We start from the raw sequence: 13,027 nt of genomic DNA, 5'->3' as shown, positions 1-13,027 counted from the left end.
TCCTCATCCCCCGCATACCAGCTATGCGCCCCACGCTATTCGCCACACTCCGCCGCTCTCACATACTCGCGCCATGATGTCGCCGCCAACGCGCATCTATCCAGATTCCAATAACAACAGCGCAGCAGCGCGATGGAGTATCTATGTCGTGGTACGGCAGTATGGCGCCCAGCCAGAAGCGGACGTTCTGGGCGTGTTTCATGGGTTGGGCGCTGGACGCGATGGACGTCCAGCTATTCGCTTTCGTGATTCCTACCTTGCTCGCGGTCTGGGGCATGACCAAAGCCGAAGCAGGTGTCATCGGCACCTCAGCCTTGATCGCCTCGGCCATCGGCGGAGTGCTGGCAGGCTTGCTGGCTGATCGCATTGGGCGAGTGAAGGTCCTGAAACTGGCCATCCTCTGGTTCTCGCTGTTCACTGGCCTTTCGGCCTTCACTGATTCCTTTCATCAACTGTTGCTGACGCGCAGCTTGCAAGGCCTGGGCTTTGGCGGGGAATGGGCGGCGGGAGCTGTACTGATCGGCGAAGTGGTCGACAAGCGCATTCGCGGTCGCGCTGTGGGTTCGGTTCAAGCGGGCTGGCCGGTGGGTTATGCCCTCGCGGCGCTGGCGTATTGGGTGATATTCAACCTGCTGCCTGAACACACGGCCTGGCGCGTGCTGTTTCTGATCGGGCTGCTGCCAGGCTTTCTGGTGCTATGGATGCGCCGCAACATCGCTGAATCCGAAGCCTTCGAAGCCGCTGCGCAATACCGGGAAAAGACGTCGCTGTGGGCCAACTTCGCGCTCATCTTCTCACCGAAAGTCTTCCCGCTGACCGCCATGGCCTCGCTGATGGCCGCAGGCGCACTGGGCGGCAATTACACGATTCTGACCTGGCTGGTGACGTATCTGAGGGAAACCCAGGGCCTGACCGTCAGCATGACCACGCTGTATCTGGCGGTGAACATCTTCGGCTCGTTCTGCGGCTATGTCGGCATGGCCTACCTGAGCGACTACCTGGGCCGCCGCAAAACCTTCGCCCTGTCCGCTGCTGGTGCAACGGTGACCGTTCTGGTCTACACCCAACTGCACCTGCCGATGTGGAGCCTGTTGCTGCTGGGCTTTCCGCTGGGCCTGTTTCAATCCGGCATCGTCTCGGGGATGGGCGCCTGCTTCACCGAGCTGTTCCCGGCGCAGATTCGCGGCACCGCCGGTGGCTTTTCCTACAATTTTGGTCGCGGTATCGGAGCCTTGGTGCCTGCCGGAGTCGGCCTGACCAGCGCCTCATTCGGGCTGGCGGCGTCGATTGGCGTATGGGCCGCGTGCTCGTACGTGCTGGTCTTCCTCGTCGCCCTCGTTCTACCGGAAACCCGTAACAAGGAACTCGAAATCCATGTCTGATTCCAACCCAACCCGCAACGGCGGCCAGATTCTGGTCGAGGCCCTGATCCGCAACGCGGTCGACACTATTTATTGCGTGCCAGGTGAAAGCTACCTGCCCGTCCTCGACGCGCTGCATGATGCGACGAGCATTCGCACCATCGTCACCCGCCACGAAGGAGCCGCCTCGAACATGGCCGATGCCTACGGCAAGCTGACCGGGCGTCCCGGCATTTGCTTCGTCACGCGAGGTCCTGGCGCCACCCATGCGAGCAACGGCGTGCACACGGCCAGGCAGGATTCGACGCCGATGATCCTGTTCGTCGGCCAGATCGAGAGCAGCTTCAAGGGCCGCGAAGCGTTTCAGGAAGTGGACTACGTGCAAATGTTCGGTGGTCTGGCGAAGTGGGCGGTGGAAATCGACAGCATCGAGCGCATTCCTGAAATCGTCAGCAAGGCGTTCAGCATTGCGCTGTCGGGCCGCCCAGGGCCTGTGGTCGTCGCACTGCCGGAAGAGGTCCTGTTCGGTTCGGCTGACGTGGCCGACGCAGAAGCAGTCCGTGTCGCTCACGCGGCGCCCGACGCGGCAACGCTCGCTGAATTGCAGGGGCTGCTGGCCGCTGCAACAAAGCCGCTGGTGATCGTCGGCGGCACAGGATGGGACGCGGACTCAACCCAGGCGCTCAAGCGCTTCGTGCACGCCAACCATCTGCCGGTGGCGGCTGCGTTCCGCCGTCAGGATCTGTTCGACAACCGCGACCCGCACTACGTCGGCCAACTCGGGCTGGGCACATCGCCGAAGCTGCTGGACCGGGTCAAGCACAGCGACCTGCTGCTGGTCATCGGCTCGCGCCTGAGCGAAACCGTATCTCAGGGCTACACGCTGATCGAAAGCCCGACCCCGAAACAGCCGATGATTCATGTGCATCCCGACCCACAGGAGCTGAACCGGGTTTACCGTTCACAACTGCCGATTCTGTCGTCACTCGGCGCATTTGCCCACACCGTCGCCGCCCTTGAGCCGGTGGCCAGCGACGCGTGGAAAAGCTGGACGGATGCCGCCCGCGCTGACTATCTGGGGCACTCAACCCCACCGCTGCCTCACCCGCAACTGGTCGGCGTGGACATGGGCGCAGTGGTCGCTCACCTTAACGAGGTGTTGCCCGATGACGCCGTCATTACCAATGGCGCAGGCAATTACACGGTCTGGGTGCATCGTTTTTATCGCTACCGGCAACCGGCCACGGAACTGGCCCCCACCAACGGTGCGATGGGCTACGGGCTGCCAGCCTCCATTGCCGCGAAACTGCACGCACCACAAAAAACAGTGGTCTGCTTCGCTGGCGATGGCTGTTTCATGATGTACCCTCAGGAACTGGCCACGGCACTGCAATACAACGCGCCGATAGTGGTCATCGTGGTGAACAACGGCATGCTGGCGACCATCCGCATGCACCAGGAGCGCGAATACCCGGGCCGCGTCTCGGCCACTGATCTGGCCAACCCGGACTTCATCGCACTCGCCCAATCCTTTGGCGCCCATGCCGAGCGGGTCGAGCGCAGCGAAGATTTCCCCGCCGCCTTCCAGCGTGCCCAGCACGCAGGCGTGGCGGCATTGATCGAGCTGCGCGTCGACCCTCGGCAGATCACGCCCCAGGCCCGTCTCGATTAACAGGTGATGAACACATGCAGATTCTGGGTGAAACGATCATAGGTCAACGTGCGGTACGCGGTCTGGCGGGCGAAGTGTTTGCCATCGCTGCCGCCACAGGTGAGCCGCTGACGCCGGCGTTCGGCGCCAGCACGCTGGAAGACGTCAATGAGGCCTGCGAACTGGCTGAAGCCGCGTTCGACCCTTATCGGCAGCTGGACGACGAACACCGCGCACGCTTTCTCGACGCCATTGCTCAGGGCCTGCTGGACTTGGGCGACACGCTGATCGACCGCGTTCATCTGGAAAGCGGGCTGCCCAAGCCGAGGCTGGAGGGCGAACGGATGCGCACCGCCAATCAGCTCAAGCTGTTCGCCAGCCTGTTACGTGACGGCCGCTGGCACGGCGCCGTGGTCGATACCGCGCAGCCGGATCGCCAACCGCTGCCTCGTGCCGATCTGCGCCAGCGGCGGATCGGCGTAGGACCGGTAGCCGTGTTCGGCGCCAGCAACTTCCCCTTGGCGTTTTCTGTGGCGGGCGGTGATACCGCCTCGGCGTTGGCGGCGGGCTGTCCGGTCATCGTCAAGGCTCACCCTGCGCACTTGGGCACCAGCGAACTGGTGGCGCGCGTGATTCAGAAAGCCGCCCGCGAGACCGGCATGCCGGAAGGCGTGTTTTCGATGCTGATCGACAAGGACATCACCGTCGGTCAGGCGCTGGTCAGTCATCCGCGGATTCAGGCCGTGGGCTTCACCGGCTCTCGTCGTGGCGGCCTGGCGTTGGTCGCGGCGGCTCAGGCGCGCCCGGTTCCGATTCCGGTGTACGCCGAGATGAGCAGCATCAACCCCGGCTTTCTGCTTCCGGCCGCGCTGTCGGCCCGAGCCGAAACGATTGCCAACGGCTTTGCCGATTCGCTGGTGGTGGGTGCCGGGCAGTTCTGCACCAATCCCGGCATCTTGCTGGCGCTGAAGAGCGACGATCTTGAAGTCTTCGTTCGAGCAGCTGCCAAGGCACTTTCCGACAAGACACCAACCACGATGCTGACGCCGAACATCTACGGTGCCTACTGCAATGGGCTGAACAATCTGCACAAGGCTGAAGGCGTGACGCTGGTGGCCGAAGGCCGTGAAGCCGACGGACCTTACAAAGCGCGAGCAGCGTTCTTCCGCACCGACTCTAAAACTTTCCTCGCCAACCCGGCGCTGGAAGACGAAAACTTTGGCCCCAGTGCACTGCTCATCGTGTGTCAGGACGTAGCGGATCTTCAAAAGGTGGCCGCGAAATTCGATGGCCAGTTGACCGTAACGTTGCACTACGACGATGGCGACAAAGCCATCGCCCAAGCGTTGCTGCCAATCCTGGAACGCAAGGCCGGACGCATCCTCTTCAACGACTTCCCGACCGGTGTCGAGGTGAGCTATTCGATGGTGCACGGCGGGCCATTTCCGGCGACGTCCGACAGCCGCAGTACGTCGGTCGGCGCCACCGCCATCGACCGATTCCTGCGTCCGATCTGTTACCAGAGCGTGCCGGATTCTCTACTGCCGCCCGCCTTGCAGCAGAGCAACCCGCTGAAAACCTGGCGACTGGTGAACGGCCAATTGATCAAGGATTGATCAGCGTCGCCCCTGGCCATGTGCCCTGCTCGACCATGTCAGCGGCACGTTGACGAATGATCTGCGTCACCGCCCACAAACCGTCGGCGGTGACGCGGTTCTTCGGCCAGACAATCGCCACTGTACGGCGAATTTCAGGGTCCCTCAGCCGGTAGCTTTTCAGTCGCCCCGCCTTCACCTCCTCCACCACCGCTGCTTCCGGCAATACCGTGCAGCCGCAATTTTCCAACACCAGACGCTTGGTGATGGAAATTGAACCGTCGCACTCCAACGCAACGTTCGCTGAGAAGCCGTAACGGTTGGCCAACGACTCCACCATCATGCGCAAACCGTGATGGGTGCTGGGCAGAATGAGCGGAATGTCACCCAGATCGCGCACGGCAATCGTGTCGCCGTCGAGCGGGTAATGGGCGGGCGTGATGAGTTGCACCCCCTCACTGAGCAGCGGATCGAACTGCAACGCGCCGGGATGCTCGGGCAGATAGAGAATTGCGATATCCACCGCGCCATCGCTCAGGCGATTGAGAATGTCGGCTGCCAAACCTTCGATGAAATGCACTTGGGTCAGCGGATAGCGCGCTTTCAACGCGTGCCCGAGACTGCCGAACAGAATACGCGCGATAGTGGGTTGCGCGGCGATGCACAACTTGGCCGGGCCTTGCTCGGCGCTGTCACGCATCGCCCTTTCGGCCTCGATCAGCGTGTCGTTCAGGGTGTTGGCGAATCCCAACAACTGCTGACCTCGCTCGGTCAATGACACACCACGCCCACTGCGGTGAAACAGCCGCACGCCCAACTCGGCCTCCAGTAACCCGACTCTGCGGCTGACCGTGGATTGGTCCGCGCCCAACTCCATCGCTGCGCGCGAGATGCTGCCGTTTTTCGCCACTTGGGCGAAGAGCGCAAGGTCGTCTGAGTTCATTGAGGCTCCCGGTATAAAGGAGTGGTTTAAGGATACGGAGAATTTATCCGATAACTTTCGTTATTGCGGCACCGGATTGCAGCACCTTCCTACAACGCTATCGGCAGTGCTTTACAGAAGTGCCCCACTCGTTTGCATAAAATGCTTGGCGCCCCACCCTGAAAACGCCACCAGCCCCATGAAGGAAGACTGAAAGGAAAGGCACATGCTCAGCAGCGAAGCAGTCGCAAATTACTTCATTCAGAAGTCGTTCGAAAAAGGCGTGGATGTCACGCCCATGAAGCTGATCAAACTGGTGTATATCGCCCATGGCTGGCATCGCGGCTACTTCTCCGAAAGCCTCATCGGCGATGCGGTGCAAGCGTGGAAATATGGCCCCGTAATCCCCGAGCTGTACCGCAAGATCAAGCATCATCGGCGAAATCCTATCGACGCAAGCATTCCTGGCTACGGCATCGCAGGGGATGCAAACAATCCCGTTCCTCATCTGCGCACGTTGGAGCTACTCGACAAGGTCTGGAACATCCATGGCAAGCATGACGGGCTCCAGCTCTCGGCACTGACCCACCAACCCGACACTCCGTGGGACCGTACCTGGCGCCTGGCCGGAGGCGATCAGTATCAAGGGGCAATCATCCCCAATGAGTGGATCGACCAGCACTACAAAGAAAAAATCGAGGCCAGCAAGGCCAATGCCTGACAGTACCGATGACTTGCAAGCAATTGGATCTGCGGACGAAACCTGCTTTTCCACCACATCGCTGAACAAAGCCTACGAAGAAGAAAAAGCACTTGAAGACCCAACGGCCAAAGTCAGAAAGGAAGTCCACGCGCTCACGATCCACGCTCTGCGTTTTGGAGCGGCATTGCTGGCAGCCTTGGTCATCGTCCGGTTCTGGCACATGGCCGGACCGCCCGAATTGCTCGGCCAGCCCACGCGCTGGCTGACTGAAAGCGAACTCCAGTCAATGGACAACAAGCTGTTCAGCAGCGCGTTTGGCGGCCTGATACTGGGCTGCCTGCGCGAGACATTGAAGCCCTCGTGAAGCATCGATACAGACGATCAGCGCTCCAGTACCTTGCCGACGATCTCATCCCCAATCACCAGAAAATGCCCGCCCGCCACGTGGTGCAACGTGCGCAGTTGATCATGCCCATCAAAATGCCAATGGCCATCCGAGAACACGCGCTCATCCGCCCATGCTGCAACCACTTCGCCAATGAAAAGATCGTACTGATTCTGGTTGTGCGGCTCGGGCATCAAGCGGCACTCAAGCCATGCGGCGCAGCCTTCGAGTAACGGCGCATCGACGACATCACCCGCAAACGTCTGAAGGCCGTACGCCTTGAACTTGTCCAGTTCGCGCTCTTGAGAAATCTCCAAGCCCGACGTCGAGCCAACGGTTTCGACGATATCCACCTGGCTAACCGTGGGCACGTTGATCACGAACGTGCCGGAGCCTTCCAGCAGTTGGCGCGTCCAGACGGATTTATCCAGCACCACCGTGACTTTCGGCGGCTGGAAATCAAGAGGCATCGCCCATGCGGCAGCCATGATGTTGCGCTTTCCATCATGAGCGGCGCTGACGAGCACGGTCGGGCCATGGTTAAGCAGGCGATAGCATTTGGAAAGGGGGACAGAACGACGATGAGCAGCGGACATGGGAACGATCCTGAGCGGAGAAGTCTTTGTCCGGAAATTACAGGGTTTATCGGAACGGGAAAACATCAGCGCCCCGGAAACCCTCAATCTGTCGCAATCCTGAACCGGCGATAAATAGCCCTTCCCTCTTTCCTGAAAATAGTGATGTAATACTATAACAAAACATTTCAGGCATTCGCTCTCGTGAAACCCGCTCCTCGACGTTCCCCGAACATCGCGACCTCCGCCCTCGCCCAATCCGCAGGCAAACGGGTGCTGATCGCTTTGGCTGTGCTCGCGCTTCTGTGGATTGGCATCGCGTGGGCGGTGGCCATTCCATGAGCGCGGCCATCGATCTGCATGACCTGACCGTGACCTACGAGCGTCGCCCGGCGGTGCATCACGTCAGTGGCCGGTTTGCCGCAGGCAGCCTGACCGCCATTGTCGGGCCCAATGGTGCGGGTAAATCAACCCTGATCAAAGCCATCGCGGGCACCTTGAAACCCGCCGTCGGTCGTGTTGATCGAGGCAGCCTCGCCACCCGCCACATCGGCTATCTGCCGCAGGCCGCCGAGATCGACCGCAGCTTCCCGTTGAGCGTGGCCGACACCGTCATGATGGGCGCCTGGCGCAGCATTGGCGCCTTCCGTGGCGCCACACGCAAACACGCCGAACAAGCGCGAGAAGCCTTGTTGGCGGTGGGGCTGGAAGGCTTTGAGCAACGCAGTATCAGCTCATTGTCGTCCGGGCAATTTCAGCGCGTGCTGTTCGCCCGCCTGCTGCTGCAAGACGCGTCGGTCATCCTCCTTGATGAGCCCTTCACGGCCATCGACGCCCGCACGACTCGCGACTTGCTCAAGTTGATCAGCGACTGGCACGGCCAGGATCGCACGGTCATCGCGGTGCTGCACGACATCGAACAGGTGCGCCAGCATTTCCCGAGCACCTTGCTGTTGGCCCGGGAAACCATCGCTTGGGGCAATACCGCCGACATCCTTCACGCCGACAACCTGCGCCGCGCCAAGAACATGGCCGAGCACTGGAGCCCTGACGCGCAATCCTGTGCGATCGACGAGGAGGAATCGCTGTGACGCTCTACTCGCTGCTGATCCAACCCTTCATCGAATTCGGCTTCATGCGCCGTGCCCTGATCGCGTGCCTGGCATTGGGCATTGGGTCAGGCCCGGTAGGCGTGTTGCTGATGCTACGGCGCATGAGCCTCGTCGGCGATGCCATGAGCCACGCCGTACTGCCGGGTGCCGCCGTGGGCTTTCTATTCGCGGGCCTGTCGCTGCCCGCCATGGGCTTTGGCGGCTTGATCGCCGGGCTCGCCGTGGCCCTGCTCTCAGGACTGGTGAGCCGTTTTACCACGCTGAAAGAGGATGCCAGCTTCGCCAGTTTCTACCTGACTTCGCTGGCGGCAGGCGTGCTGATCGTGTCGTTGCACGGCTCCAACGTTGACCTGCTGCATGTGCTGTTCGGGACGATTCTAGCCATCGACGATCAAGCGATTTTCATGGTCGGCGCCATCGCCTCGTTCACGTTGATTCTGTTGGCCCTGATCTTCCGCCCACTGATTCTGGAATGCTTCGACCCCGGTTTTCTGCGTGCCGTCGGTGGTCGTGGCTCGCTCTATCACGTGCTGTTTCTGTTGATGGTGGTGCTCAATCTGGTCGCCGGTTTCCAGGCCCTCGGCACCTTGATGGCCGTCGGGATGATGATGCTGCCTGCCACCGTCGCACGTTTCTGGTCGACCTCTCTGACCGGCATGATCGTGATTTCCACCGTGGTTGCCACGCTGTCGGGCTTCATCGGCCTGATCGTGTCCTACCACGCCAGCGTCGCCTCCGGTCCGGCCATCGTCCTGACCGCCAGCGCGTTTTACCTGTTCTCACTGTTCTTTGGACGCAGCGGTTTCTTGCGCCGCCTGTTTCCGAGGGTTCACCTGTCCGGCTGATCGTTCGCTTACCTCAAGGAAAACACCATGAAACGTTTGACGCTTCTGACCGCCGCACTGGCGTTGTCGGGCCTGGCCAACTTCGCCCAGGCAAAAACCCTGGAAACCGTTGCATCGTTCACCGTCATCGCCGACATGGTGCACAACGTGGGCGGTGATCACGTCCACGTCACCTCGCTGATCGGCCCCAATGGCGACCCGCACGTCTACGAGCCGACGCCAAACGACGCGCAGGCACTGAAAAAAGCCGATGTGGTCTTCGTCAGCGGCCTGCATCTTGAGGGCTGGCTGGACCGGCTGATCACCGCTTCAGGCTACAAAGGCGAACCGGTGGTGCTGTCCAACGGCATCATGACCCGCAGCATGGAAGAAGACGGCGAGAAGATCACTGACCCGCACGCGTGGAACAGCGCGGTGAACGGCATCGTTTACGTGAGAAACATCATCAAGGCCTTACAGAAAGCAGACCCGGACAACGCCGCCGATTACAAAGCCAACGGTGAGAAATACATCGCTCAATTGCAGGACATGGACGCCTACGCTCGCGCCCAGATCAACGCCATCCCTGCCCCGCAACGCAAGGTGCTGACGTCCCACGATGCATTCGGCTATTTCGGTGATGCCTATGGCGTGACCTTCCTGTCACCGCTGGGCTTTTCCACCGAAACCGAAGCCTCGGCGGCTGACGTTGGCAAACTGATCAATCAGATCAAACAGGAACACGTCAGCGCCTACTTTTTCGAAAACTCCAGCGACCCGCGCCTGGTGCAACAGATCGCCAAAGCCAGCGGCGCGCACCCTGGCGGCGAGCTGTATGTGGAATCACTGTCCCCGGCCAACGGCCCGGCTGCGACCTACGTGAAAATGTTTCGCTACAACGTGGACAAGATGACCGCAGCGATGAAGGGTAAGTAAAAACTTTTCTACAACCGTGCACTCTTCCCTGTGGGAGCGAATTCATTCGCGATGGCGTCTGCACCCGCGACATCAACGTCGACTGACACTCCGCTTTCGCGAATGAATTCGCTCCCACAGGATCCCGCGTTTGCTGTGCGACAGTGGCGTCCTTGATATCGCCGCCGCCGGCAAGCCGGACCGCTACGGAGGACCTCATAGGATCAGATATTCCAAGACGCCTCGGCGTCCACCTCAATGCCATACCGCTCGATTACCCGAGCCGCCAATCCCGCGTCGACAAGTCCCTGCCGAACCAACGCCGTCACCGCCGCCAGCACGATGTGATACCGATCCACTTCAAAAAAACTGCGCAGCATCGCCCGCGTATCACTGCGGCCAAAACCATCGGTCCCCAACACTGTGTAATCGCTCGTCACGTACGAGCCAATCAACTGCGGCAGCGCCCGCACGTAATCAGAAACGGCCACCACCGACGCCCCCGCTGGCAAGCACGCATCTAGATGACTGCGGCGTTGAACATCCCCGGGATGCAGGCGGTTCCAACGCTCCACTTCACGCGAGTCCCGCGCCAGCTCGGTAAAACTGGTCACACTCCAGACCTCGCTTTCAATCTGCCAGTCCTGCGCCAGCAACTCGGCGGCGGCAATCGCCTCACGCAGAATCGTGCCCGAACCGAGCAAGCGCACGTTGCCTCTCGCGCCTTCGACGCGCTGTTCGCCAAAACGATACATCCCGCGAATGATCGACGCTTCAACACCTTCCGGCAGCGAGGGCTGTGCATAACTTTCATTCATCAACGTCACGTAGTAGAACTCGTCGACATCGCGCTCCAGCATCTGGCGCATACCGTGATCGAGAATGACAGCAAACTCGCCCGCAAACGCCGGGTCGTAGGCGCGGCAGTTGGGTACGGTCGACGCCATCAAATGGCTTGAACCGTCCTGATGCTGCAAGCCCTCACCGCCCAGCGTCGTGCGGCCTGCGGTTGCCCCCAGTAGAAAACCTCGGGCGCGCTGATCCGCTGCCGCCCAGATCAAATCGCCAATGCGCTGAAACCCGAACATCGAGTAATAGATGTAGAACGGCAACATGTGCAGGCCATGGGCTGAATAGCTGGTCGCCGCCGCCACCCAGGAACTGATCGCCCCCGCCTCGCTGATGCCTTCTTCGAGAATCTGCCCGTTGGTGGCTTCGCGGTAGCTGAGAATCGAACCGATGTCCTCGGGTTCGTAACGCTGGCCGACGCTGGAGTAAATCCCGATCTGTTTGAACAGGCTGGCCATGCCAAACGTGCGGGCCTCGTCCGCAACAATCGGGACGATACGCGGGGCAAGGGCCTTGTCTTTGAGCAGGTTACCCAGCATGCGCACAAACGCCATGGTGGTGGACATGTCCTTGCCGTCAGCGTGGGTCGCGAAGCGCGCATAGTCGTCCCGAGAAGGCACAGCCACTGTTTGCGCAGCATTGCAACGGCTCGGCACCGAGCCGCCCAATGCCTCACGCCGTTGTTGCAGATAACGCATTTCCGGACTGTGCGCGTCGGGCTTGAGAAAGCTCAGGTGCTCTGCCTCATCGTCCGTCAGTGGCAGGTGGAAGCGATCGCGGAAATCGAGCAAGGCCTCGCGATCGAGCTTCTTCTGCTGATGCGTCGTCATCTTGCCCTGCCCCGCTTCGCCCATGCCAAAACCCTTTTTGGTCTGGGCGAGGATGACCGTTGGCCGTCCTTTGTGCCGCATCGCTGCATGGTAGGCGGAGAAGATTTTCAGCACGTCGTGGCCGCCCCGTTTGAGCCGGTCGATCTGTTCGTCGCTCAAACCTTCGGCCAGCTTTCTCAGCGACGCGTTTTGCCCGAAAAAATGCTCGCGATTGAAGTGCCCGTCCTTGGCCGCGAATGTCTGGAACTGGCCGTCGACCGTTTGTGACAACGCTCGCACCAACGCCCCATCGTGATCACGGGCGAACAACGCGTCCCAATCGGAACCCCAGACCAGCTTGATCACGTTCCAGCCTGCGCCGCTGAACAGCGCCTCCAGTTCATCGATGATCCGACCATTGCCGCGGACCGGGCCATCGAGCCTTTGCAAGTTGCAATTGACCACCCACGTCAGGTTGTCCAAGCCTTCCCGCGCCGCCAGGGTCAGCGCCGACATGCTTTCCGGCTCGTCCATTTCCCCATCGCCGAACACGCCCCAGACATGCCGCGTCGTGGTGTCCTGCAAACCGCGATGTTGCAAATAGCGCATGAACCGCGCCTGATAAATCGAGCTGATCGGGCCGATGCCCATCGAACCTGTGGGAAATTGCCAGAAGTCGGGCATCAACCAAGGATGTGGATAACTCGACAGCCCGCGCGCCCCCGCCTTGGGGCCTCCGATTTCCTGCCGGTAATGCGCCAGATCCTGCTCACTCAAACGCCCTTCGAGAAACGCTCGCGCGTATATGCCTGGCGCGGAATGAGGCTGATAAAAAACCAGATCGCCGCCCTGACCGCCCCGAAAAAAGTGATTGAAGCCGACTTCGAACAGGTCGGCAGCACTGGCATAGCTGGCGATATGTCCGCCCAGTTCGCCATATGCCTGATTGGCCCGCACGACCATGGCCAGCGCATTCCAGCGCATGACCGACGCCAGACGTTCCTCAATGGCCAGATCGCCCGGAAAGGCGGGCTGTTGTTCGACGGCAATGCTGTTGATATACGGCGTGCCATGGCTCGGTTGCCAGCCAATCGACGGCTCCCGCCCCATGGCGGCCAGCATATCGAGAATCTCGCGAGCCCGCTCAGGGCCGGCGTTGTCCACCAGCGACGTCAGCGCTTCCTGCCACTCGGTCATCTCCACCTGATCGTCATGGTTTTGCGCAGCCACGGCTGCGGGAATACGGATATCGAAATGGCTCATAGACACCTCCGGTTGATTGAGGAAAAGTCTATGCTTCAACACGCAGATTTAATGACCGAACTG

Annotated in this window: 11 protein-coding genes; 8 read left to right on the top strand and 3 right to left on the bottom strand. The window is 60.7% G+C overall.

The genetic code is table 11. The features are described 5' to 3' along the window. Nucleotides 1-143: 143 nt before the first annotated feature. Genes ACI5GA_RS19965 through ACI5GA_RS19955 form a run of 3 tightly spaced genes read left to right on the top strand, consistent with a single transcriptional unit; the run spans nt 144 to nt 4,628 of the window. Nucleotides 144-1,382 (top strand): MFS transporter, encoded by a 1,239-nt coding sequence (locus tag ACI5GA_RS19965; RefSeq protein ID WP_421423926.1) that lies wholly within the window; start codon nt 144-146, stop codon nt 1,380-1,382. Next, nucleotides 1,375-3,033: a thiamine pyrophosphate-binding protein gene (locus tag ACI5GA_RS19960; RefSeq protein WP_421423924.1), complete on the top strand. Its 1,659-nt coding sequence runs from the start codon at nt 1,375-1,377 to the stop codon at nt 3,031-3,033. Before ACI5GA_RS19965 ends, ACI5GA_RS19960 begins: the two co-directional genes overlap by 8 nt. 14 nt (nt 3,034-3,047) lie before the next feature. Beyond that, nucleotides 3,048-4,628 carry an aldehyde dehydrogenase (NADP(+)) gene (locus ACI5GA_RS19955; protein ID WP_421423922.1) on the top strand — a complete coding sequence of 527 codons (1,581 nt, stop codon included), beginning with the start codon at nt 3,048-3,050 and terminating at the stop codon, nt 4,626-4,628. Here ACI5GA_RS19955 and ACI5GA_RS19950 read toward each other — a convergent pair. Beyond that, entirely contained in the window at nt 4,618-5,550 is a 933-nt protein-coding gene (locus ACI5GA_RS19950) for a LysR family transcriptional regulator (RefSeq protein WP_404639769.1), read from the bottom strand. The genes ACI5GA_RS19955 and ACI5GA_RS19950 overlap by 11 nt on opposite strands. Before the next feature lie 205 nt (nt 5,551-5,755). Between ACI5GA_RS19950 and ACI5GA_RS19945 the strand changes: the two genes are divergently transcribed. Together ACI5GA_RS19945 and ACI5GA_RS19940 are read left to right on the top strand one after the other, a co-directional pair. Then, nucleotides 5,756-6,250, top strand: a complete 495-nt coding sequence (locus ACI5GA_RS19945; RefSeq protein WP_404639771.1) for a Panacea domain-containing protein — start codon at nt 5,756-5,758, stop codon at nt 6,248-6,250. Further along, a complete protein-coding gene (locus ACI5GA_RS19940; protein WP_421423919.1) occupies nt 6,243-6,596 on the top strand; it encodes a hypothetical protein in 354 nt (117 codons plus the stop codon). Before ACI5GA_RS19945 ends, ACI5GA_RS19940 begins: the two co-directional genes overlap by 8 nt. A 17-nt stretch (nt 6,597-6,613) precedes the next feature. On the opposite strand, the gene ACI5GA_RS19935 is transcribed toward ACI5GA_RS19940, so the two are convergent. Then, complete coding sequence (locus tag ACI5GA_RS19935; protein WP_404639775.1) at nt 6,614-7,213, bottom strand: flavin reductase family protein; 600 nt, start codon at nt 7,211-7,213, stop codon at nt 6,614-6,616. A 317-nt stretch (nt 7,214-7,530) separates the two neighbouring features. Between ACI5GA_RS19935 and aztA the strand changes: the two genes are divergently transcribed. From aztA to ACI5GA_RS19920, 3 genes are read left to right on the top strand one after another with little or no spacing between them, the layout of a single operon-like run. Next, on the top strand, nt 7,531-8,283 hold the full coding sequence (aztA, locus tag ACI5GA_RS19930) for a zinc ABC transporter ATP-binding protein AztA (RefSeq protein ID WP_421423916.1): 753 nt from the start codon (nt 7,531-7,533) through the stop codon (nt 8,281-8,283). Then, nucleotides 8,280-9,149, top strand: a complete 870-nt coding sequence (locus ACI5GA_RS19925; protein ID WP_421423914.1) for a metal ABC transporter permease — start codon at nt 8,280-8,282, stop codon at nt 9,147-9,149. The genes aztA and ACI5GA_RS19925 overlap by 4 nt, the downstream gene beginning before the upstream one ends. 27 nt (nt 9,150-9,176) lie before the next feature. After that, entirely contained in the window at nt 9,177-10,064 is an 888-nt protein-coding gene (locus ACI5GA_RS19920) for a metal ABC transporter substrate-binding protein (RefSeq protein ID WP_421423912.1), read from the top strand. A gap of 203 nt (nt 10,065-10,267) precedes the next feature. On the opposite strand, the gene mdeB is transcribed toward ACI5GA_RS19920, so the two are convergent. Then, nucleotides 10,268-12,964: an alpha-ketoglutarate dehydrogenase gene (mdeB, locus tag ACI5GA_RS19915; RefSeq protein WP_421423910.1), complete on the bottom strand. Its 2,697-nt coding sequence runs from the start codon at nt 12,962-12,964 to the stop codon at nt 10,268-10,270. Nucleotides 12,965-13,027 lie beyond the last annotated feature (63 nt).

This window comes from Pseudomonas sp. Pseu.R1, assembly GCF_045764065.1.
Classification (GTDB): Bacteria; Pseudomonadota; Gammaproteobacteria; order Pseudomonadales; family Pseudomonadaceae; genus Aquipseudomonas.
Note: the sequence above shows the minus strand (reverse complement) of the source record. Positions and strands in the feature narration are given on the sequence as shown.